This is a genomic window from Acidovorax sp. Root267, from assembly GCF_001429215.1.
Classification (GTDB): domain Bacteria; phylum Pseudomonadota; class Gammaproteobacteria; order Burkholderiales; family Burkholderiaceae_C; genus Acidovorax; species Acidovorax radicis.
Map to the genome: position 1 here is coordinate 48,672 of NZ_LMJC01000033.1, position 22,528 is coordinate 71,199.

The following is a 22,528-nucleotide window of genomic DNA, read 5'->3' on the forward strand; positions in this document are numbered from 1 at the left end:
TGGCCTACACCCTCCGCAAATTGCACCCGCCCATACTGCGCTGATGTTGCCCTGTCCCAATCGCTTCCCACAATGGCTGCTTTGGGCGGCGTTGGCGGGTGGCGCGGCAGCCGCAACAGCCCAGCCCACAGCGGGTTCTGGTGTGGGGCCAAGCCCGCAACTGCCCGCACCCGAGAAGAGCTTTTTCGTGCCCACCGTCAATATCGCACCTGCACAGGGTTGGCCGCAGGGCGCCCAGCCGCAGGCCCCTGCGGGGTTCAGGGTCACGGCGCTGGCGCGTGGGCTGGACCACCCGCGCTGGGTCTACACCCTTCCCAATGGTGACGTGCTGGTCGCTGAAAGCAACAAGCCGCCGCCTGCAGAGGGCGCCAAAAACGTGCACTCCGACGGTCTGCGTGGCCTGGCCATGGGCCTGGTGATGAAGCGTGCCGGTGCCGGCACGCCCAGCGCCAACCGCATTACGCTGCTGCGCGATACGGACGGTGACGGCGTGGCAGACGTGCGCACCGTCTTCATGCAAAACCTGCTATCGCCCTTTGGCATGGCGTTGGTGGGCACCCAGCTGTTCATTGCCACGGCCGACGGCGTGGTGAAGGTGCCTTACGAAACCGGGCAGACCTCCATCACCGTGGCCCCCGTCAGGGTCACCGATCTGCCCGCCGGGGCCAATCACCACTGGACCAAGAACATCATCGCCAGCCCCGATGGCCGCAGGCTGTACGCCACCGTGGGCTCCAACAGCAATGCGGGCGACAACGGCATGGCCGCCGAAGAGGGCCGCGCCGCCATCTGGGAGGTGGATGTAGAGACCGGCAGCAAGCGGCTGTTTGCCACCGGCCTGCGCAACCCCAGCGGCCTGGGCTGGGAGCCACAGAGCAAGGTGCTCTGGACGGTGGTGAACGAACGCGACGAACTGGGCAACGAGCTGGTGCCCGACTACCTCACATCGGTGAAGGACGGCGCCTTTTACGGCTGGCCCTGGAGCTACTGGGGCCAGCATGTGGACACCCGTGTCAACCCGCCCAACCCCGACATGGTGGCCAAGGCCATCGCCCCCGACTTTGGCCTGGGCTCACACGTTGCGCCCCTGGGCCTGGCGTTTTCTGATGTCCGCATGCCCGGCGCCTACGCCAGCGGTGCTTTCATCGGCCAGCACGGGTCCTGGAACCGCAAGGAGCTGACGGGCTACAACGTGGTGTTCGTGCCTTTTGCCGACGGGCGCCCCTCGGGGCCTCCCCAGCCGTTCCTGACCGGCTTCTTGAGCAAGGACGGCGACGCCTATGGCCGCCCCGTGGGCGTGGCTCTGGACGGCCAGGGCGCGCTGCTGGTGGCCGACGACGTGGGCAACGTGGTCTGGCGCGTGGTGCGGTCTGAATGACGTCTGCGTAGGTGCTCGGCGCTTCGTTGCGTTGGGTTCGCATGACCGCCACGGGGCCACAGCAGACTATCCTGCGGTTTGCTGGGCTTGGCCCCTGTGCCCGCCACGCGATGCTCCGTAAAACCCCGTTCTGAAACTCCGCAACCAGGAAGCGGCACCAATGTCTTTTGCAGCCACCCATTGGCCCCGTATGCCCCGCGCCGCCCGAGTTGCCCGCTTCCTGGCCAGTTGCGCTTGCGTGGTGGCGCACGCCCATGCCCATGCGCAAGATGGCCCGGCCGATCCCGCCCAGTCGCCGCCCACCACGCCCACGCCCCCTACGCTCGAAACCCTGCAGGTCACGGGCAGCGCGCAGGCGCAGCGCCTGTTCGACAGTGCAGCCAGCCACAGCAGCGTGGCCGTGGATGCCTTCTCCGCCGCGACGCCGCTGGTGAACCTGTCGGAGCTGCTGGCCGGGCAGGCTGGCGTGGTGGCCACAGACCGTGGCAACTACGCGCAGGATCTGCAGATCGCAGTGCGTGGCTTTGGCGCCCGCGCCACCTTTGGTGTGCGGGGTGTGCGCATTCTGGTGGACGGCATCCCCGCCACCATGCCCGACGGCCAGGGCCAGGCTGCCACCGCGCACCTGCCTTCGGCCCGCCAGATTGAAGTGCTGCGCGGCCCGCTCGCGCAGCTGTATGGCAACGCGGCAGGGGGCGTGGTGCAGGTCACCACCCGCGATCCCCGGCCCGGCGGTGGCGCCCAGGCGGGGGTGGCGGTGGGCTCGTTCGGCCAGCGGCTGGTGGACGCATCGATGGACTTTGGCGACCAGCGCCTGGGCGGGCTGCTGGGCGTTTCGCACTTCGAAACGGAGGGCTGGCGCGGCCACAGCGCCGCGCGGCGCACGCACCTCAACGCCAAGCTGCAGGCCCAGCCCGACAGCCGCACGCGCATCACAGCCCTGGTCAACCTGTACGACCAACCCCTGGCGTTGGACCCGCTGGGCCTCACACGCGCGCAGCTGGAGGGCGACGCGCGCCAGGCCAGCGCCCTGGCCACCAGCTTCCACACCCGCAAGTCGGTGGGCCAGAACCAGCTGGGCCTGGTGCTGGAGCGCCAGCTCAGTGACACCGACAGCGTGCGGCTGCGCGCCTATGGCGGTGGGCGCCAGCTCACGCAGTACCTGTCGTTCAGCGGTGCGGCGGCCAACAGCGCAGGCGGGGTGGTGGACCTGGACCGCAGCTACCACGGCGCGGCCGCCACCTGGACGCGGGCCGTGCGCCTGCCCTCGGGCCTGCCGCTGACGTGGACGGTGGGGGCAGAGGCGAATCGCCTGTCTGAACACCGCCAGGGGTTTGTGAACAACGCGGGCACCAGCGGCGCGCTGCGGCGCGACGAGCAAGACAGTGCAGCCAACACCGATGTGTATGCCCAGGTCGACGCTTGGCTCTCGCCCCGCTGGCGCGCCATCGCAGGGCTGCGGGCCAGCCGGGTGCGCGTGCAGGTGGATGACCGCTACATCACCCCCGCCAACCCCGACGACAGTGGCTCGCGCAGCTGGCGCCACACCAGCCCCGCGTTGGGTCTGGTGTGGGCCGCCACCGACCAGCTCAACCTGTACGCCAACGCAGGCCAGGGCTTTGAAACCCCCACGCTGGCCGAGATGGCCTACAGCACCGGCAACACCGGCCCCAATTTCGGACTGGCTGCCGCCCGCAGCCACCAGTGGGAGGTGGGCGCCAAGTGGCAAGGCACCCACCAGCAGCTGGAGCTGGCATGGTTCGACACCCGCAGCCAGGGCGAGATCGTGCCCGTGGCCACGGTCAACGGCCGCTCGGTGTTCCAGAACGTGGACAACGTGCGGCGCCGGGGGCTTGAAGTGGGTTGGCGTGCACAGTGGGGCACCTGGGCCCCGCGCGCCAGCTACACCTACCTGGATGCCCACTTTGGCAGCGCCTACGCCGGGGCAGGGGGCGCCAACGTCGCCGCAGGCAACCAGTTGCCGGGCACAGCGCGGCACGCTGCGCAACTTGCCATCGACTACGCGCCCACCACGCGCTGGCAACTGGGTGCCACGGCGAACGTGTCGGGGCCGGTGTTTGCCAACGATGTCAACAGCGAGCGGGCAGCCGGCTTTGCCGTGCTCGGCGTGCACGCGGCCTATGGCTGGGGTGGCCGCGAAGCGGGCGCGGCGCGCTGGCAGCTCTGGGCCCGGCTCGACAACGTGTTCAACCGCCACCACACGGCCACGCTCATCGTGAACGACGCCAACGGCCGCTACTTCGAGCCCGCCGCAGGCAGACGCCTGATGGTGGGTCTGCGCGCGCAGTTCATGTAGTCGAGGCGGTCTGGCCCGCCGCACCTGCCAAGATCATGGACGGGCCTGTCATGGACGGGCCTGCGCGCGGCAAAGCTGCAACGAGGGCCTAACGTTCCGCCATCGGCACAAACACCACCGACCGCTCGGCGCACTCCGCCTCCCCGGGCGGCTGCCACAGGTCGCTGGCCAGCTCAAAGATGTGCGGGGGCACCACCATCGAGAACGTCTCTCCCTGCTCGGCATTGCGCCGCAACACGCGCTCGCGCCGCACCTCGCGCGGTGCGTCCAGCACGTACACCGTCATGGCGCCGGCCCACGGCCCCATGCGCGCATAAAAGGCGTCGCGCTGGTGCTGCTGGATCAGGCCCACCTCCAGCACCACATCGTTGCCCGCGGCCAGCACAGCCTCGGCGGTTTTCCAGATCTGCTCCAGGCAGCGCAGGGTGCGGGGGATGTACCAGGCCATCACATCGGCCGTATCGGGCCGGTCGGGCGAAAACAGCGTGGCCATCCAGTCGTCCAGATTGAGCGGCACGGCGCGGTGCTGCTGCACCAATTGGCGGACGAAGGTGGACTTGCCTGCGCCCACCGGGCCGATGACCAGGTGAATGCGGGGGGCGGTGCCTGCAACGGCTGCGGGGCCGGTGTGGGTTGAAGCGGTGTGCATGAGAAAAGGCTCCAGAAATGCAAAAAGCCCTCTCTGCAAGCAGGGAGAGCTTTCCATAGGGCGGACGAAAAAAAGCCCTCAACGGTGGTGGAGGGCTTTGCGGTTCGCTCCGACCCCAAAGGTCAGATGCGAGGTTGGCAGTGTAGGTGGCCGGCGCTGGCTGCGTCAACCCACGGGCCGCGTGGGTGCGACGAATTCCAGACTGCCCTCAGGGTGCTCTGGCTGCCACGATGTGCCGCTGAAAGAACGCCAGCACCTGGGCATTAAAAGTCTGGTGAAAAGCCACCCGGTCAAACCCCGCTGCATCGCGGCAGATTGCTGGCATCGCTTCCACCAGTGCTGGCGGGCAGGGCGCCAGAAAGGCGAAGTGCCCCGCGTTGGCCGCCACGTGCCAGTCCGGCGCGCTGGGCAGGCCCTGGCGCACCGTCTCCACGCTCTGGGGCGTCACGCCATCGCCACCCAACGCTGAGGCCCACAGCTGGACCGGGATGCCGACCTGCCCCAGCCCCTTGGCATCAAACACGCTCAAGGGGTCGACGATGACGGCCGCCCGAATGCGTGCGTCCCGCGCGGGCGGGGCGGGCAGTTCTTTGCGACGGATCTCGCCGCACAGGGGCCTCGACGACTCGGGCGGGCACAGGTCCTGCCGCAGCGTCCAGTCCGGCACGGCACCGATGGTGACAAGGCCCGTGTAGCCGCCGCGCGAAAAGCCGAACAGGCCGACCTTGCTGGCGTCCAGCTGGGCATGGCGGTGCCACGCGCCCAGCATGTAGTCCGTCAGCCGCTTCATGTCCACGGGCCGCGTGGCAAAGGCCGACAGGTGGCCCTGGCGGCTCAGGTCCTGAAAGTTGTCGCCCGGGTGGCTGATGGCGGCCACCACATAGCCCGCATCGGCCAGCGTGGCCGCCGTGTCGTGGTGCCCCAGGGCCGAGCCGCCCGTGCCGTGCGACATGACGATCAACGGCAGGCCTTGGCCGGTGAGGGGGCAGTCCCGCGTGCCTTGCAGCACCAGGGGCGACAGGTCGATGCGGCCCGGCGGCGCGCTGCAGGGCGACCACACGGCGCCGCGCAGCGCGGGCCCGTCCTTGTCTGCAGGCACCTCGATAAAGGCAAAGCCCGCAGCGTGGGCCAGGGTGGTGGCGCCGCAGAGCGCTGCGGGCAAAAGGGAACGAAAGAGCCAGCGAAAACGGGTCATAGGGATGGGGTGGGGCGGATGGGAATCAGCAGATCGGTGCGCAGGTCCGCCTGCGCGGCGTTGCGGGGGGAGTTGAGGTAGTGCTCCAGCGTGGGGCGGTCGTCCGGTTCGTAGCCGCTGGCCGGGAGCCAGCGTGTGTGGATGGCCGCCAGTGCCGCGTTGATGCGCGTGTAGGGGCCGGTGAGCGTGTGGCGTGCATAGAGGCCTGCCGGGATGTCCAGCAGTTCCAGCCCGCCATCTGCCGCCGGGAGCGGCTCTGGCAGCACCACCGCCGCGTAGTAGCGAAAATCGCCGCCTGTGTCCTGCGGGTCTCCGCACGATGCGCCCAGCCGGTGGGTTGCACGCTGGCCGCACTGCAGGTACAGCCGCCGCTGCGTGTGGGGGATGGTGGAGGGCGGCCCCTGGTGGCGCAGCGCATGCAGGCGCTGCGCCGGGCGCTCGACGATCTGCACGGCCAGCGTGTGCTCGGTCCTTCCAGCCGTGTGTCCGGCGCCTGGATCAAGGATGAGGCGGTGCATGTCCCGCTGGAACGCCCGTGGCGATTGCCCGGTGAACTGGCTGAATGCACGGGTGAAGGCCTGCGGGCTGTCGTAGCCCACCTCCAGCGCCACCTGGGTGATGCTCTGCCCGCCTTGCTTCAGCAGCCGCGTGGCCAGGGCCAGCCGCACGCGGCGCACCGTGGCGGCCACGGTTTCGCCCGCAATGCTGCTGTAGACACGGTGGAAGTGGAAAGGGGAAAAGTGGGCAATGGCGGCCAGATCCTCCAGCCGATGCGCTGCCAGCGGGTGCGCCACGATGTGGGCGATCACGCGGGCCACGCGGCTGCGGTAGTGCTGATCGGCGCTCTGGTCCAGGCTCATGGCCGCAGAGTGTGCCGCAGCTTGCGCGCCGGTACTTAGCCGATCTTGCTACTTTGTGGCCTGGTGCCGCAGCAGCGCTGCGCTACTTAGAGCGGCTAACAAAAATCAGCGAAGCGGTTCTGGCTAGGCGCTGCGTCGCAGGCAGTACGAGCAGTACGACAAGACGCGGCAACAACGCCAGAAGAGTTTTGTTAGCTGCTCTTATTGCCCAAACACCATCGCCTGGTGCGCCCCCACACCCGCCAGCACCCCTTCGGCAGACGCCAGCGTGGCGTTGTGCCGCATCAGCGTGGCGTCGCCTGCGGCATACACGCCCGGCACCGTGGTCATCTTGTTGGCATCGGTGCGAATGCACGGGCCCATGGGGCCCTCATCCAGCGCGCAGCCCAGTTGTTCTGCCAGCGGGCTGGCGGGGCTTGTCGTGGCGGCCACGTACAAAGCGTCCAGCGGCACCAGGCGGCCATCGGCGCCGCCATTGGCCACCAGGCGCACGCCGCTCAACGCCCGGTCAGGCCCCTCCAGCGCGGCGATGCGCGCAGGCTCCACGGCAATGCCCAGCGCCAACAGCCGCGTGCGCTCGCTGTCCTCCAGCGTGGTTTCGCCATTCAGGAAGAGGGTGGCCGGGCCCCAGTCCGCAATCAGCTGCGCGTGCATGCCGGACTGCGGCGAGTGGTACAGCACGCCCAGCCGCTGGCCCCCAAACTCGTAGCCGTGGCAGTACGGGCAGTGCAGCACGCTAGCGCCCCAGCGCTCGCGCAGGCCTGCAATGTCGGGCAGACCGTCCTTCACGCCAAAGGCCAGCACCAGCTTGCGGGTGGTCAATGGGGTCAGTGCACCCGCGCCGTCGTCCAGCACCACGTCAAAACCAGACGCTGTTAATGCACCAGCGTCTGGCTGCGCCTTGGCCGACACCACCGTGCCCTGGCGCAGCGTGACCGTGGGGTAGGCCAGCAGCTTGCGGCGCGCCTGCTCGGTCATCGCCAGCGGCGGTTCGCCGTCTTGCCCAAAGAACCCGTGCGACGCGGCGGCAAACCGGTTGCGCGGCTGGCCTGCGTCCACCACGCACACGCGCCGCCGCGCCCGCGCCAGTTGCATCGCGGCCGACAGGCCCGCAAAGCTGCCACCAATCACGATGGCGTCGTGGTCATAAGTGTTCATGTGCAAAGTCCTTGTGCGCGTGGCCCCTGGCCACCATGCGTTCATGAAACTGGGCAGACAACTGCGCCAGCGTGACCTCGCCCAGCCGCGTCAGCAGCACCTGCTCCGCCGCCTCAAAGGCATCTGAAAGCGCTTCATTCACCGCTTGCTCGACCACGCAGCCAGGGCTCTCCACCCTGTTGCCCACCGCCAGCAACGTGGGCGCGCCCAGCGCTTCATGGATGTCGCGCAGCGTGATGTCCGCCAGCGGGCACGACAGCACCCACCCACCGCCATGCCCCTTGGCCGACGAGACAAACCCCGCATACCGCAGCCCCGCCATCAGGCGGCGGACCACCACAGGGTTGGTCTGCATGGCCTGCGCCAGTGAGTCGGACGTGGCGGGGCCGTCCATCTCTGCCATGTGCAGCAGCGCGTGGAGGACGTTGGAAAGGCGGCTATCTCGTTTCATGCAACATTCAAAGTTGCGTGATGTTAGCATGCAGCCATAAACGATGCTGGAGCACGAACGTACGACTACTGAATTGATAGCGGCTAGCGCTTGATGGATAAGCGCTAGAGGCCAATTCGGCTTGATTTTGTCAAACGTTGCCCACCCCTAACCGTTCGGGTTGAGCCTGTCGAAACCCTGCGCTGCGCTGGCAATCCCGTTGGCCAAGCTCAACGCGAAAGCGCCGTATCCACCACACGCCACACACCATGACCCATCCCACCGCGTCCCCCTTCACCGACCCCGCCGCCGTCGCCCGCTACGCCGAAGGACCGCGCCGCAACGTGCCCGGCTACGACAGCCTGCTGCCCATGGTCCGCATCCTGCTGGCCGAGCGCGTACCTGCCGACGGCCGCGTGCTGGTGGTGGGCGCAGGCGGCGGGCTGGAGCTGGAGGACATGGCGCGGGCGCACCCCGGCTGGTGCTTCGACGGCGTGGACCCCAGCCAGCCCATGCTGGACCTGGCGGCGCAGCGGCTGCAGAGCGCGGGCGTGTCGGGCGACCGCGTGGCGCTGCACCACGGCTATGTGCAGGGCGCACCGGCCGGGCCGTTCGATGGCGCGACGTGCCTGCTGACCTTTCACTTTGTGCCGCGCGAGGAGCGTGCGGCCATGGTGGCCGAGATCCGTCGGCGGTTGAAGCCCGGCGCGCCGTTCGTCGCGGTGCATCTGAGCGTGGCCGATGGTGATGCTGGCGATGACGGCGGGGCAGGGGAGCGCGACCTTTGGCTGTCGCGCTATGCGGCATTTCAGGTGGTGTCCGGCATGGCGCCGGAGATGGCAGACCGGGGGCGGGCCAAGGTGGCTGCGGAGCTGGCGGTGCTGACGCCCCAGGAGGACGAGGCGATCCTGCGCGATGCCGGGTTCGGCGATGTGCGGATGTTTTACATGGGGTTTGCGTTCAGGGGTTGGGTGGCAACGGCCGCCGAGTGACTGCTGAACGGAAGGCGGCCCTTGATCCCGGATGAACCGCGCCTGGCTGATCTCCATGCGGGCTTGCTGCACCGGGCCGTCAGCCCCCGTGCCAGCCAGTTGATGTTGAACAAGCAACCTTCAACGCACAGGCGCCAGCGCCCACCGGTCCTTCGCCGCTTTCGCCAAAAAATCAATCACCGCCTTCACCCTGGCCGCATTGCGCCGGCCCGGTGACGACACCGCGTACAGCGTGTGCACGGTGCCGGACGCAAAAGGCGCCAGCACCTCCACCAACCGGCCTTGCGCCACATCGGCCGCCGCAAGCGGGGCGGACAACATGCCGATGCCCGCGGCGCCCACCAGCGCGTGGTGCACCAGTGCCGAACTGCTGGCGGCCAGGCGCGAGCGCACGGTCACCTCCAGCGGCTTGCCTTGTGCATTGCGAAACGCCCAGGTCACCGCTGGCCCCTGCGCCGTGTGCGTCACGGTGTGGTGCTGCTGCAGATCGCTAGGCTCGGCGGGCGTGCCGTGCTGTTCCAAATATCCAGGGGCCGCGTACAGGCGCCGCTCGAACCGGCCCAGCGCGCGCGCCACCACCAGGTCGCTGTGGCCCACGGTGGTGCGCAGCGCCACGTCGATGCCCTCCGTCACCAGGTCGGCCACGCGGTCATCGGCCAGCAGTTCCACCCGCAGCGCGGGGTAGCGCGCCTGCAGGTCCGCTAGGTGGGGCAGCACCAGCGCCTCGCAGATCTCCTGGCTGGAGGCCAGGCGCAAGGTGCCCGCCACGCGGCTGCGCTGGTCCGACAGCGATGCCCCGATGTCCTCCAGCTGCGCCAGCAAGGCACGCGCTTCCTGCACCAGCTCTGCGCCCTCGGGCGTGGCCGACAGGCCGTGCGTGGACCGGCGCAGCAAGCGCACGCCGTAGCCGGCCYCCAGCCGGTCCACACCGCGCGCTACCACCGACACCGCCACATCCATCTCGCGCGCCGCCGCAGAAAACGAGCGCAGGTCGAGCGACCGCACCAGCCACCGCAGGTCGGCCGGATCGGGGAGGAAGGAGCGAGGTTCTTTCTTCATCGTGCGCGCCTTTGCGTGCGGAGCAAAAGCCATTATCGCCACGGGCGGTTTCCGTGGCGGGGCGCAATTTCTACAGTGAAGGCTCCTTATCAACCAACGCATTCAACAGGAGCCCTCCATGCCCATCCTCAACGTCAAAGTGTCTGCCCAACGCACGCCCGAGCTGTCTGCCCGCATTGCAGAAACTCTGCTGGACCTGACCACCCGCGTGCTCGGCAAGCGGCGCGACCTGACCGCTGTGGTCATCACCTTTGTCGACCCCGCCGACTGGTACGTCGCCGGCCGGTCCCTGGCCGACCTGAAACAGTCGAGCTTCTACTTCGACGTCAAGGTGGTGGACGAGACCAACACCAAGGCCGAAAAGGCGCGCTACATCACCGAGGCGTTCGCAGCCTTCGAGGGCCTGCTGGGCGCGCTGCACCCCGAAAGCTACGTCTACGTGCAGGACGTGCGCGCCACCGCGTACGGCTTTGGCGGCCGCACGCAGGAATACCGCCACCAGCACCCCGAGCAATAAGCAAGCAATCCACCAAAAACTACCCAGGAGCACCGACATGACGACGATGACGACAACGAACAACCCCCTTGCCGACGTGATCGTGGCCCAGACGCTGGGGCGTGCAGGCCTGGCGGGCTGGATCCCCGAAGGCGAAGGCAAGTGGTCCCTGCCCATCCAGTTCCTGCCCGACGATGCTGGTTGGGTGGAACTGATGCGCCTGTCGCCCGGCACGCGGCTGGGCCTGCACCGTCACACGGGCGAAGTGCACGCCCTGACGCTGGTGGGCGAGCGCCGCCTGAACGATGGCCGCGTGGTGCGGCCGGGCGACTACATCCATGAGCCCGCCGGCAATGTGGACTGGTGGGAGGCGACGGGTACCGAAGAGCTGCTGGTGCATGTGGTGGTGAAGGGCAGCGTGGAGTACCTGGGGCCGCACCATGCGGTGTTGCAGCGGATCAGTACGGCCGATAGGCGGGCGGACTACCGCCGATGGTGTGAAGCGGAGGGGGTGGTGCCACGAGATTTGAGTTGATGACGTGTTTCACGCATCGCGCTCGCGGGCGCGCTGCGGTCCGGGGCGGGCTACAGGAGAAATATGAATGAAACCAGGCTCCAGCGCTCTCTGGTCAAGCGCTGGTAGCTCTTAAAACAAGAGCAGACGTGCCCACCGATGGCCGCGTGCCGAAATTCAACTATCGCCTCCCGTCAAACCACAGCGCTAGCGACGGGACCATCCAACAAATGACTTTGTTTCGAGTCAGCAAATAGCGTCTTTATCAGTTTGCCAAGCCGGCCCGTGTTCGGGTCTTGTGCGAGATTTTTGCAGGCCTCAACGAACCGATCCGTGGCTTGGCCGAAATGCTGGCGATAGCCGCCGGGCTGCATCGTCATCTCCAGCATGCGCCGCATAAAAATCCGCAGATCATCGATATCAATATCTCTGATGGTGCTCTGGAAGTCGGCTACGGTAGCCGCCTTCATGGCTAATTCTTGACGCGTGTTCCATCCACTGTTTTTCGCAATAAATACACACGCGTCGAGTAACGTCTCTGTGGCCTGAGCATGATTCTTTACCAACTGGAATTCAGCTTTGATCGCCGGGTGCAATTTGCGTCCGAACATGTCATCGTCGTCAAAGTCTTCGTGCTTTTTTTTCCTGAACTCTGCGATCCAGCGTTCCAGCATGGTTTTCGCCACGACATCGCCTCCCGGTAACTCTTCGACCGATTCGCAAAGGGCAGTGAGGCTATAGGCGTCTATGAAGTTGATCCGCGGAATAATACTCTTCGCTTCTTCGAGCAACTCCGCCTCGGTGAGGCGGTGATTCCAGATCAGTCGTTGGAAAAATTTCTTAAGATTATCCCTGACGGTCATTGCCTCTTCTTCTGTTGCGTATCGGCCGATGATTGCTTTCACTTTTGTCGGATCGAACATGCCTGATTGCAAAAATTCAATTACCAGCACCTCGTACTCGTCACAACTATGGATATCAAGATCATTGAGTAGTAGCTTCCACTTGGACTTGCGTTGGCTTTCTTTATCTACGTCTTTGTCTTCGTGCTGATTTAGATATTTGCTCCAGTCGTTGGGTGTGCCTTGTGCTAGAACGAAATCAAAGTCAGGGCCATCCTCAATACCTTTGTAATGAATGGCTGAGAGTAGAACTGTCGACGGCACAACCCGAGTTAACAGTACATCTGACAAGTCCGCCTGATTTCCTAAGACACGGTTCACCGCTTTGATGACTTTGCGAATGATCCTTATGTTCGTAATGTCGCACCGCTGGATGGCATCCCGTATACGATCCCCGTACTCTGGCGGTGTGAGCCCGCAGGCGATGGCAAATGCCTCTTCAGTAGAGGTGCTCAACCGAAGTTCTTGGTCGACAACTTTCTCTCGAAGAACGTCCCAAACCTTGCGGTTGTCGAGCTGGTCACTATTGAGGATCAGCACGAAGCGAGCTCCATATTGCTGGGTGAATTCGTCGATAAACCCAAGAACTTCTTCGATACTCAGTTTCTCATGCTTGCGCTCAATGTCATCCAGAACAATGACCCTGTCTTTTAGTAGCGTCGGTACGGCAAGCAATGCCAGTTCGTCTAGTGCGGAAAAGCCTTTGTGCAACGAATTCAGCATCTTCCTTGCGGCCTCTGCTCCGATCCGTAATTTCTCCCACATTGCGTTGTTTTTTTCCGCGCTGGGAAGTGCGCTCTGGACGAGTTTGAGCTTGATCTGATTCATATGACTCAGACCGAAGAGCGAAACATACAGAGCACCTTTAACTGCATCGTCAGTCGAATCGGCTTTTACTTCCCGCCAAAGGTGGCTTTTTCCGGTACCCCATTTCCCTGAGAGAGCGATCACTTTGTTGTCTTGATCCGCTAGCAATTGGATCAAATTTTCCTTGGTTATCTTCAGCGTCACAATCTTTCCTTTAAGGCTCTCGCCAATCCTGCTCCAGTGCGGATGAAGTTGTTCCGTGAATAGGACCCATCAACACCCGATATTGCGGCCAAGGAGGGTACTACTCACTTGCTTGTCTGTCTAAAGAAGAGGTCCATACACGCCATCTTTGGGCTAATTTAGGTCAAAGTTCAGTCTTGCCCGGCCAAAGTAGACCGCATAGCATCCCTGTCAAGCACCCACCCCCATGAGGTGCTACACAACAACGACAGGAGACAAGCCTTGCCATCCACCCGCTGGAGTCACTGCGGCACCGAAGACCTGGACGTCTTGCAGACCATCTTCTGGTCCGCAGGCGCGTCGCGCAATGCGCTGGCGCAGCGCCTGGCCTATTCCAAGAGCAAGGCCAACGCCATGGTGGCGGCGCTGCTCGATGAAGGCCTGCTCGACGAGGTGGGCCTGCAGGAATCTTCTGGCGGCCGGCGTGCCGAAACCCTGCGCCTCAGCGAAACCCTGGGCGTGGTGATTGGCGCCGACCTGGGCGCGACCAGCATGCAAGTCGCAGTGATGCGGCCCGATATGACGGTGCTGGCGCGGCACCGTGAGCCCATCGATGTGCGCCAGGGGCCGGGTGTGATCTTGGCGCGGCTGCGGGGCCTTATGCGTGAACTGCTGGCGCGCTGCGGGGTGCAGGCTTCGCAAGTGATCGCCATCGGCATGGGCGTGCCGGGGCCGGTGGATTTTGAAAGCGGCCAACTCGTCAACCCGCCGCTGATGCCCGACTGGGACGGCTTTTCCATCCGCGATTACCTGCGCGAGGCGTTTGCCGCGCCGGTGTTTGTGGACAACGACGTGAACCTGATGGCGCTGGGCGAGCTGTGGCGGCTGCAGCGCAACCTGCCCAACTTCCTCGTGATCAAGGTGGGCACGGGCATTGGCTGCGGCATCGTGTGCCACGGGCAGGTGTACCGGGGCGCCAATGGGTCGGCCGGTGACGTGGGCCATATCTGCGTGGACCAAAGCGGGCCGCGCTGCCACTGCGGCAACCAGGGCTGTGTAGAGGCGATGGCCGCTGCACCCGCCATGGCGCGCATGGCGATGGAGGCCGTGGAGCGCGGCGAGAGCGCGATGCTGGCCGAGCGCCTGCAGGCCACCGGCACGCTGACCACCGAGGATGTGGCCCAGGCCAGCCGGGCGGGCGATGTGGCGGCCAACGCGATCATCCAGCGGGCGGGCAGCCTGGTGGGGCAGATGCTGGCGTCCATCGTGAACTTCTTCAACCCGTCGCACGTGTTCATCGCGGGGCGGGTGACGGACATGGGGCCGCTGTTCCTCGCGTCGGTGCGGCAGAGCGTGTACCACCGGTCGCTGGCGCTGTCCACGCGGCACCTGGAGATCCAATACGCGCCGCTGGCCGACGATGCGGGTGTGGTGGGCGCGGGCGTGCTGGCGATGCAGGAAAGTTTGGCGCGGTCTTCTTCACGCCCGACCGCAACGGTTGGCGTTGCAACGGCAGGAGCAATGCGATGAGTGTTGCTGTCGAGTTCCGCAACGTGACCAAGGAGTTTGGCCCCGTGCGCGTGCTGCACGGCGTGGGCTTTGCGCTGCAGCCGGGCCGGGTCTACGGCCTGCTGGGCGAGAACGGCGCGGGCAAGTCCACGCTGATGAAGATTTTGGCGGGGTACGAGAGCCCCACTACCGGCGAGGTGGTGGTGGACGGCGCGGTGCGCGCGCCCGGCGGCGGATCGCGTGCGGCCGAGGCGCAGGGCATTGTGCTGATCCACCAGGAGTTCAACCTGGCGGACGACCTGACGGTTGCGCAGAACATCTTTTTGGGCCATGAGATCAAGCGCGGCCCTTTCCTTGATGACAAGGCGATGCGTGAGAAGACGCGTGCGGCCTTGGCGCAGGTGGGTTTGCCGCTGGACCCGGACACGCGCGTTCGCAAACTCATCGTGGCAGAAAAACAGCTGGTGGAGATTGCCCGGGCGCTGGCCCGCAATGCGCGCCTGCTCATCATGGACGAGCCCACCGCCACGCTGACCCCTGGCGAGACCGAGCGCCTGTTTGCGCTGATGGCCGAGTTGAAGGCGGCGGGCGTAACCATCATCTACATATCGCACAAGCTCGACGAAGTGGAGCGCACTACCGACGAGGTGGTGGTGATGCGCGACGGCCTGCTGGTGGCGCGCGAGCCCACGGCCAGCGTCACGCGGCGGCAGATGGCCAACCTGATGGTGGGCCGCGAGCTGGCCGATTTGTTCCCGGCCAAGCTGCCTGCGCCTGCGGGTGGAGAGCCGGCCATCCAGGTGCGCGGCCTCTCGGTGCCGGGCTGGGCCGAGGACGTGAGCTTTGACGTGCGGCGTGGCGAGATCCTGGGCTTTGCCGGGCTGGTGGGCGCTGGCCGCACCGAGCTGTTTGAAGGCCTGCTGGGCCTGCGCCCACGCAGTGCAGGCACGGTGGAGTTGGCGGGCAAGCCGGTGAATTTGAAAAGCCCTCGCGACGCGGCGCGCCACGGCCTCACGTATCTGAGCGAAGACCGCAAGGGCAAGGGCCTGCACGTGCACTTCAGCTTGCGGCCCAACCTGACGCTGATGGCTCTGGAGCGCTATGCCAAGCCCTGGCTCGACCCGGCGGCCGAGCAGGCTGCGCTGCGCGATGCGGTGCAGGAGTTCGGCATCCGCACCGGGTCGCTGGAGGTGCGCGCGTCGTCGCTGTCGGGCGGCAACCAGCAAAAGCTGGCGCTGGCCAAAGTGCTGCACCCCGGGCCCAGCGTGGTGGTGCTGGATGAGCCCACGCGCGGCGTGGACGTGGGCGCCAAGCGCGAGATTTATCACCTGGTGCAGCGCCTGGCAGAGCAGGGGCTGGCGGTGGTGGTGATTTCTTCCGAACTGATGGAGCTGATCGGCCTGTGCCACCGCGTGGCAGTGATGCGCGCCGGGCGGCTGCAGACCACGCTCCAAGAGCCAAATTTGACCGAAGAGGAGTTGATCGTACATGCCACAGGTACCCGCTGAAAACGCAACCACCGCAGCGGGCCGCCACGGCGGCGCCACGGCCTGGTGGGGCAAGCTGCACGGGCTGGGCCCCGTCATCGGGCTGGTGCTGCTGTGCATTGCCGGCACGCTGCTCAACAGCAACTTCGCCACCTACGACAACGTGATGAACGTGCTCACGCGCACGGCCTTCATCGGCATCATCGCGGTGGGCATGTGCTTTGTGATCATCTCGGGCGGCATCGACCTGTCGGTGGGCTCCATGGCAGCGCTGATCGCGGGCTCGGTCATCCTGTTCATGAACGCCATGGCGCCCGTGCTGGGCTCGCCCATGGCAGCCGTGGTGGTGGGCATGCTGCTGGCGGTGGTGCTGGGCGCGGTGTTCGGGCTGGTGCATGGCCTGCTCATCACCAAGGGCCGCATCGAGCCCTTCATCGTGACGCTGGGCACGCTGGGCATCTTCCGCGCATACCTCACGTATTTTTCGAACGGCGGCGCCATCACGCTCGAGAACGATCTGTCGGACATCTACAGCCCGGTGTACTACGCCAACTTGCTGGGTGTGCCCATCCCCGTTTGGATCTTTTTGCTGGTGGCTGTCATCGGCGGCGTGATCCTGAACCGCACGGCCTATGGCCGCTATGTGCAGGCCATCGGCTCCAACGAGCAAGTGGCGCAGTACGCCGCGGTGGACGTGCACAAGATCAAGATCCTGACATACATGCTGCTCGGCGTGTGCGTGGGCATTGCCACGCTGCTGTACGTGCCGCGCCTGGGTTCCGCATCGCCCACCACAGGCCTGCTGTGGGAGCTGGAGGCGATCGCCGCGGTGATCGTGGGCGGCACCGTATTGAAGGGCGGAGCGGGCAGCATCACCGGCACGGTGGTGGGCGCGATCCTGCTGTCGGTCATCAGCAATATCTTGAACCTGACCAGCATCATCAGCGTGTACCTGAATGCGGCGGTGCAGGGATTCGTGATCATCGCCGTCGCATTCATGCAGCGCGGCAAGAGGTGACGAAGGGGCTGGAACAACTTGAGTTCTCCAGCCACTTTTCACGCGCATTTTTTCGAAGGTGTTCCCCAGTCGGCCAGGCTTTCATGGCCATTTTTCAGCAAAGCAATAGCAACAGGAGACAACGCATCATGAATAGCAAGACAACTTCTTCCTTCACCCGCCGCCTTGCCCTCTCGGCCGTGGGTGCCGCAGCCGCCTTGGCGCTGGCGGGCCCGGCGATGGCGCAGGCCAACAAGACGGTGGTGGGCGTGGCCATTCCGTCGGCCACGCACGGCTTCACCGGTGGCATCGTGTACTGGGCCAACCAGGCGAAGAAGGACCTGGAAAAGGCCCACCCCGGCCTGCAGGTCATCGTCAAGACCGCAGGTGGCGCGCCTGAGCAGGCCAACCAGCTGCAAGACTTGGTCACGGTGAACAAGATCAACGCGCTGGTCATCTTCCCGTTTGAATCGGCCGCGCTGACCAAGCCCGTTGCCCAGGTCAAGGCCAAGGGTGTATACGTGACGGTGGTGGACCGTGGCCTGACCGACACCAGCGCGCAGGACGCGTATGTGGCCGGTGACAACACCGCGTTTGGCAAGATTCCGGCCGAGTACATCGCCAAGGCGCTGGGTGGCAAGGGCAACGTGGTGGCCATGCGCGGCATTGCGACCACGCTCGACAACGAGCGCATGGACGCGTTCAACAGCGTGCTGAAGAACCACCCCGGCATCAAGCTGCTGGACGCCAAATACGCCAACTGGAACCGCGACGACGCCTTCAAGGTGATGCAGGACTACCTGACCCGCTTCCCGCAGATCGACGCGGTGTGGGCCGCCGACGATGACATGGCCGTGGGCGTGCTCAAGGCCATCGAGCAGGCCAAGCGCAAGGACATCAAACTGGTGTTTGGCGGCGCGGGTGCCAAGGGCATGATCAAGACGCTGATGGACGGCAGCAACCCGCTCATCCAGGCCAACGTGTCGTACAGCCCCAAGTTCATCTACGACTCGATCAAGCTCACGGCCGAGGCGCGCATCAAGGGCGAGAAGCTGCCGGCGACGACCATCATTCCGTCGGTGCTGATCACGAAGGAAAACGCGAAGAGCTTCTACTTCCCAGACTCGCCATTCTGATGGTGTTTTTGAGTCAAATAAGCCTCTAGCGCTTATCCATCAAGCGCAAGCAGCTATCAAAAATATAGCTGCTTGCTGCTTCGCACCTGCAACCCCCCGCCCCTTGGGAGCCGCCATGCCAAGACCCGTCACCCTTTTCACCGGCCAGTGGGCCGACCTGCCGTTGGCAGAACTCGCGCCGCTGGCAAAAAGCATGGGCTACGACGGCCTGGAGCTGGCCTGCTGGGGCGACCATTTCAATGTGCAGGAGGCGCTGTCGTCGCCCCAGTACGTCAAAGACAAACATGCACTGCTGGCGCAGCACGGGCTGCAGTGTTTTGCCATCGGCAACCACCTGGTGGGCCAGGCCGTATGCGATTTGATCGACGAGCGCCACCAGTCCATCCTGCCGCCCCATGTGTGGGGCGATGGCGAGCCTGAGGGCGTGCGCCAGCGCGCCGCCGCCGAGCTGGCCGACACGGCGCGCGCTGCAGCCAAGTTCGGTGTGAAGACGGTCACGGGCTTCACGGGCTCGTCGGTGTGGCATTCGATCTACGCGTTTCCGCCCACCACGCAGGCGTATTGGGACAAGGGCTTTGCTGATTTCGCCAAGCGCTTTGGCCCCATCCTTGATGTGTTCGAAGAGCACGACATCAACTTCGCGCTGGAGGTGCACCCCACCGAGATCGCGTTCGACATCGCATCGGCCGAGCGCGCGATTGCTGCTGTCGGCGGCAACAAACGCTTCGGCTTTAACTATGACCCGAGCCATCTGGCCTACCAGGGCGTGGACTATGTGAAGTTCATCCGCCAGTTTGCCGACCGCATCTACAACGCCCACATGAAGGACGTGTGGTGGGGCAAGGGCGATGGCACGGTGGGCACCTTTGGCGGGCACACCAGCTTTGGCGATGCGCGCCGTAATTGGGACTTTCGCAGCGTGGGGCGCGGAATGATCGATTTCGAATCCATCATCGTTGCGCTCAACGACATCGGCTACCAAGGCCCGCTCTCGGTGGAGTGGGAGGATAGCCGCATGGACCGCGTGCATGGCGCCACGGAGAGCGCGGCGTTCTGCAAGCGGCTGGACTTCAAGCCGGCAGCGGGTGCGTTTGACGCAGTGTTTGCGCGGGACAAGCAGAACGTGTGAGTGCTCTCCACCCATCGCCACCATTCAACCGCCATCCACCACTCCCTCACCGTTCGGGCTGAGCCTGTCGAAGCCAGGGCAGGGTGGTGACAGCCCTTCGGCAAGCTCATGGCGAGCGGCCGGGTGGTGACGACAGCAGCGAATAAAGAACAACAAACAAAGGCCTTCAGTATGTCCAGTGAAGTCAGAAAGCTCCGCTACGCGATGGTGGGCGGCGGCCACGGCGCCTTCATCGGCGCGGTGCATCGCAAGGCCATGGCGCTCGACGGCCAGTTCGAGCTGGTGGCTGGCGCGCTCTCGTCATCGCCTGAGCGGGCCCGCGCATCGGGTGCCGAGCTGGGCCTGGCGGACGACCGCAACCATGGCAGCTGGCAGGACCTGCTGGCCGACGAGCTGCGCCGCAGCCCCGGCGAGCGCATCGACCTGGTGAGCATCGTCACCCCCAACCACGTGCACCACCCGGTGGCCCTGGCCTTTGTGCAGGCGGGCTTCCATGTGGTGTGCGACAAGCCGTTGGTGCACACCAGCGCGCAGGCCGATGAGCTGGTGGCGGCGGTGAAGAAGGCCGGCACCGTGTTCGGCGTGACCTACAACTACACCGGCTACCCCATGGTGCGCGAGGCCCGTCACCTGGTGCACAGCGGTGCCCTGGGCACGCTGCGCAAGGTGACCGTGGAATACAACCAGGGCTGGCTGGCCACGGCGGTGGAGCAGGGCGGCGGCAACAAGCAGGCCGACTGGCGGCTGGACCCCGCGCGCAGCGGCGCGGTGGGCACCATGGGCGACATCGGATCGCACGCCGAGAACCTGGCCGCCACCGTCACGGGCCAGCGGCCCGAGGCGCTGTGCGCCGACCTCACCACCTTCGGCGCAGGCCGCCAGCTGGACGACGATGCACAGCTGCTGCTGCGCTATGCCAATGGCGCACGCGGCGTCATCGTTGCGTCGCAGGTGGCGGCGGGGCTGGAGAACGATGTGCGCCTGCAGGTGTCCGGCACCTTGGGCACGCTGGTGTGGCGGCAGGAGGACCCCAACCACTTGGTGCATTCGCCGGTGGACGGGCCGCGCCGCATCCTCACGCGCGGATCGCCCTGGCTCAGCGAATCGGCGCTGCGCGCAGGGCGCATCCCGGCGGGGCACCCCGAGGCTTTCATCGAAGCGTTTGCCAACGTCTACCTGGGCGTGGCGGCGGACATCCGGGCGCGGGCGTCAGGCAGAACCGCCAGCGCGCTGGAGGCCGATTACCCGCGCGTGGGAGACGGGGCCGAGGGCGTGCGCTTTATTGAAAAGGTGGTGGAGTCTGCCGGCAGCAAGCGGAAGTGGACCGCATTGGCAGACGGCGCCGGCCAGAAAATTTGAATGAAATCAGCCTGTATCGTTTATGCAAAAAGCGCTAAATGCTATCTATTTGTGAGCGTTTTGCAGGCCCTCAGCGCACGCTAACTAGTTAGTTGCCTGCCAGCTGAAACCGCTGGTCAAAGTTCATCTTGCCCAGCACACGCAGTGCCGCCGTGCGGGTGGCGTTGTCGACCTTGCTGATGTCCAGGCTGTAGCGCTTGGCGGTGGACACCACGTCCACGCTTTTGGGGCCCCACTGCACCGCGACCAGCAGGGCGGGGCGCTGGCCCGCTTCGGCGCCCACCGACACGCCGCGCTGCTCGGGCCGCAGCATGAACTCCAGCCGGGGGGTGCGCACCAGTGTGAGGCGGTGGACACCTTGCGGGCCGAGCGCGAACGAGACGACCCAGTCGTCTTCGTCTTCCACCGTCAGAAACGGGACATGCTGGGGAGCGGCCATGAATAAGGGGCTTTGGGGTTACGGGCGGGCGGATGGGCCGCCGTGGTGCACAGCCCGTGGTGCGGGCGGCCGCCAGTATGCCGTTGCAAAAGCTGTGCCGAGGTCGGGAGAACCCGAGGTTGGGCACATCCAACGCGGCGTTGGTGTTGTCAGCTTGGTGCAAGCTGGCGTGGGCCCGGGCTGGCGATGGGCCACATGGGCGACGAAATGTGCCCCGATGCTGGCCGCCCAAAGGTGCTCCGACGGCCATGGAGCGGCTTTGCGCCGGCTCAGCCTGTCTTGAACGGGCTGCGTTCTTGCAGTTCGCTCAGGTAGTGCCCCACCCCCTCGCTTTCGCGCGCCAGAAACCGCTCCACCGCCTCGGCAAAGGCCGGGTGCGCCAGCCAGTGTGCGCTGGTGGCCTGTACGGGCAGCAGGGCGCGGGCCATCTTGTGTTCGCCCTGGGCGCCGCCTTCAAAGCGCTGCACGCCATGGTCGATGCACCACTGCAGGGGCTGGTAGTAGCAGGCCTCAAAGTGCAGGCAGTCAACGCGCTCCAGCGCACCCCAATACCGGCCGTAGGCTACCAATCTATGGTCTTTTTGGCTGCTAGCGCTTGATGGTAAAGCGCTGATAGCTATCAAACTACTAGCAATCGGCAGGCCATCGCGCTCGGCCACAAACAGCAGCCAGGCCTCGGGCATGTGCGCCGCCATGCGGGCAAAGAAGTCCCGCGTGAGGTAGGGCGGGTTGCCATGTTCGAGGTAGGTGCGTTCGTAGCAGCGGTAGAAAAAATCCCAGTCGGCCGCGCTGATGTCCGCGCCGCGTGACCAGCGGAAGGTGACTCCGGCCTCCGCCACGCGGCGGCGCTCCTGGCGGATTTTTTTGCGCTTGTCCTGGGCGAGGCTGGCGAGGAAGTGGTCGAAGTCTGTGAACGGTTGACTCTCGCCACCGGTGGGCGGGGACCCCTCGGGGGGCAGCGAACCACGTGCAGCTGGGAGCGTGGGGGGCACATTCTTCCAATGGAATTGCACGGTGTGCCGCAGCATCAGGTCTTGCTGCGCACTGGTCAGCACATCGTCGTCGCTGGCAAACAGGATGTGCACGGACGACACGTTTTCGTCCTCGCACCACTGGCACACTGCCTGCACCAGCAGCGCGCGCGCGGCATCGTCGCGGGCCATCAGACGGGTGCCCGGCACAGGGGTGAAAGGCACGGCGATCACGGCCTTGGGGTAGTAGGGCACGCCGTGCTGCTCGTAGGCGCTGGCCCAGGCCCAGTCGAAGACGTATTCGCCGTAGGAATGGTTCTTGAGGTACAGCGGGCAGGCGGCAATCAAGGTGTCGCTGTCCCACAGGGTCATGAAGCGCGCCGCCCAGCCCGTGCGCGGGGTGGCACTGCCGCTTTCTTCCAGGGCGGCCAGGTACGCGTGGCGCATGAAGGGCGTGGGGTGGCTTTGCCGGGCCAGCAGGGTGTTCCAGGCCACAGCATCCACCTCCAGCACAGAGGCAAGTACGCGGGCGATAATGGCAGATTCAGCCATGCACACCCC

Annotated in this window: 20 protein-coding genes; 11 read left to right on the forward strand and 9 right to left on the reverse strand. The window is 65.6% G+C overall.

All coding sequences use genetic code 11. The annotated features are described in order from the left end of the window. The first annotated feature begins 43 nt into the window (after positions 1-43). Both ASE39_RS23655 and ASE39_RS23660 read left to right on the forward strand, forming a co-directional pair. A complete protein-coding gene (locus ASE39_RS23655) occupies positions 44-1,378 on the forward strand; it encodes a sorbosone dehydrogenase family protein (RefSeq protein ID WP_057272721.1) in 1,335 nt (444 codons plus the stop codon). Between the two features lie 160 nt (positions 1,379-1,538). Further along, entirely contained in the window at positions 1,539-3,695 is a 2,157-nt protein-coding gene (locus tag ASE39_RS23660; protein WP_057272722.1) for a TonB-dependent receptor, read from the forward strand. An 88-nt stretch (positions 3,696-3,783) separates the two neighbouring features. On the opposite strand, the gene ASE39_RS23665 is transcribed toward ASE39_RS23660, so the two are convergent. From ASE39_RS23665 to ASE39_RS23685, 5 genes are all read right to left on the reverse strand, one after another. Next, positions 3,784-4,344 carry an ATP-binding protein gene (locus ASE39_RS23665; RefSeq protein WP_057272723.1) on the reverse strand — a complete coding sequence of 187 codons (561 nt, stop codon included), beginning with the start codon at positions 4,342-4,344 and terminating at the stop codon, positions 3,784-3,786. Between the two features lie 208 nt (positions 4,345-4,552). Further along, on the reverse strand, positions 4,553-5,539 hold the full coding sequence (locus tag ASE39_RS23670) for a dienelactone hydrolase (RefSeq protein WP_057272724.1): 987 nt from the start codon (positions 5,537-5,539) through the stop codon (positions 4,553-4,555). Then, positions 5,536-6,399: a GyrI-like domain-containing protein gene (locus ASE39_RS23675; protein ID WP_057272725.1), complete on the reverse strand. Its 864-nt coding sequence runs from the start codon at positions 6,397-6,399 to the stop codon at positions 5,536-5,538. The genes ASE39_RS23670 and ASE39_RS23675 overlap by 4 nt, the downstream gene beginning before the upstream one ends. A gap of 201 nt (positions 6,400-6,600) precedes the next feature. Further along, positions 6,601-7,557: an NAD(P)/FAD-dependent oxidoreductase gene (locus ASE39_RS23680; RefSeq protein ID WP_057272726.1), complete on the reverse strand. Its 957-nt coding sequence runs from the start codon at positions 7,555-7,557 to the stop codon at positions 6,601-6,603. After that, on the reverse strand, positions 7,544-8,008 hold the full coding sequence (locus ASE39_RS23685; protein ID WP_057272727.1) for an Rrf2 family transcriptional regulator: 465 nt from the start codon (positions 8,006-8,008) through the stop codon (positions 7,544-7,546). The genes ASE39_RS23680 and ASE39_RS23685 overlap by 14 nt, the downstream gene beginning before the upstream one ends. A 248-nt stretch (positions 8,009-8,256) precedes the next feature. On the opposite strand from ASE39_RS23685, the gene ASE39_RS23690 reads away from it, so the two are divergent. Continuing rightward, positions 8,257-8,979, forward strand: a complete 723-nt coding sequence (locus ASE39_RS23690; protein ID WP_057272728.1) for a class I SAM-dependent methyltransferase — start codon at positions 8,257-8,259, stop codon at positions 8,977-8,979. Between the two features lie 120 nt (positions 8,980-9,099). Here the strand turns inward: ASE39_RS23690 and ASE39_RS23695 are convergent, their stop codons facing one another. Further along, a complete protein-coding gene (locus tag ASE39_RS23695; RefSeq protein WP_057272729.1) occupies positions 9,100-10,038 on the reverse strand; it encodes a LysR family transcriptional regulator in 939 nt (312 codons plus the stop codon). Between the two features lie 118 nt (positions 10,039-10,156). On the opposite strand from ASE39_RS23695, the gene ASE39_RS23700 reads away from it, so the two are divergent. Together ASE39_RS23700 and ASE39_RS23705 are read left to right on the forward strand one after the other, a co-directional pair. Beyond that, positions 10,157-10,555: a 4-oxalocrotonate tautomerase family protein gene (locus ASE39_RS23700; RefSeq protein WP_057272730.1), complete on the forward strand. Its 399-nt coding sequence runs from the start codon at positions 10,157-10,159 to the stop codon at positions 10,553-10,555. A 37-nt stretch (positions 10,556-10,592) separates the two neighbouring features. Continuing rightward, positions 10,593-11,069 (forward strand): cupin domain-containing protein, encoded by a 477-nt coding sequence (locus tag ASE39_RS23705; protein WP_140426869.1) that lies wholly within the window; start codon positions 10,593-10,595, stop codon positions 11,067-11,069. A 173-nt stretch (positions 11,070-11,242) separates the two neighbouring features. Here ASE39_RS23705 and ASE39_RS23710 read toward each other — a convergent pair whose 3' ends face one another. Then, positions 11,243-12,961 (reverse strand): hypothetical protein, encoded by a 1,719-nt coding sequence (locus ASE39_RS23710; RefSeq protein WP_057272732.1) that lies wholly within the window; start codon positions 12,959-12,961, stop codon positions 11,243-11,245. A gap of 300 nt (positions 12,962-13,261) precedes the next feature. On the opposite strand from ASE39_RS23710, the gene ASE39_RS23715 reads away from it, so the two are divergent. The 6 genes from ASE39_RS23715 (at position 13,262) to ASE39_RS23740 (ending at position 20,557) form a co-directional block, all read left to right on the forward strand. Then, on the forward strand, positions 13,262-14,470 hold the full coding sequence (locus tag ASE39_RS23715; protein WP_057272843.1) for an ROK family transcriptional regulator: 1,209 nt from the start codon (positions 13,262-13,264) through the stop codon (positions 14,468-14,470). Then, positions 14,467-15,957, forward strand: a complete 1,491-nt coding sequence (locus ASE39_RS23720; RefSeq protein ID WP_057272733.1) for a sugar ABC transporter ATP-binding protein — start codon at positions 14,467-14,469, stop codon at positions 15,955-15,957. Before ASE39_RS23715 ends, ASE39_RS23720 begins: the two co-directional genes overlap by 4 nt. Beyond that, complete coding sequence (locus ASE39_RS23725; RefSeq protein WP_010461100.1) at positions 15,938-16,954, forward strand: ABC transporter permease; 1,017 nt, start codon at positions 15,938-15,940, stop codon at positions 16,952-16,954. Before ASE39_RS23720 ends, ASE39_RS23725 begins: the two co-directional genes overlap by 20 nt. Positions 16,955-17,082: 128 nt before the next feature. Beyond that, on the forward strand, positions 17,083-18,069 hold the full coding sequence (locus tag ASE39_RS23730) for a substrate-binding domain-containing protein (RefSeq protein ID WP_057272734.1): 987 nt from the start codon (positions 17,083-17,085) through the stop codon (positions 18,067-18,069). Between the two features lie 115 nt (positions 18,070-18,184). Beyond that, entirely contained in the window at positions 18,185-19,198 is a 1,014-nt protein-coding gene (locus ASE39_RS23735) for a sugar phosphate isomerase/epimerase (RefSeq protein ID WP_057272735.1), read from the forward strand. Between the two features lie 171 nt (positions 19,199-19,369). Next, positions 19,370-20,557 (forward strand): Gfo/Idh/MocA family oxidoreductase, encoded by a 1,188-nt coding sequence (locus tag ASE39_RS23740; protein WP_057272736.1) that lies wholly within the window; start codon positions 19,370-19,372, stop codon positions 20,555-20,557. Positions 20,558-20,645: 88 nt separating this feature from the next. Here ASE39_RS23740 and ASE39_RS23745 read toward each other — a convergent pair whose 3' ends face one another. Both ASE39_RS23745 and ASE39_RS23750 read right to left on the reverse strand, forming a co-directional pair. After that, positions 20,646-20,996 (reverse strand): hypothetical protein, encoded by a 351-nt coding sequence (locus ASE39_RS23745; RefSeq protein ID WP_057272737.1) that lies wholly within the window; start codon positions 20,994-20,996, stop codon positions 20,646-20,648. 269 nt (positions 20,997-21,265) lie between these two features. Then, entirely contained in the window at positions 21,266-22,519 is a 1,254-nt protein-coding gene (locus tag ASE39_RS23750) for a GNAT family N-acetyltransferase (RefSeq protein WP_057272738.1), read from the reverse strand. Positions 22,520-22,528 lie beyond the last annotated feature (9 nt).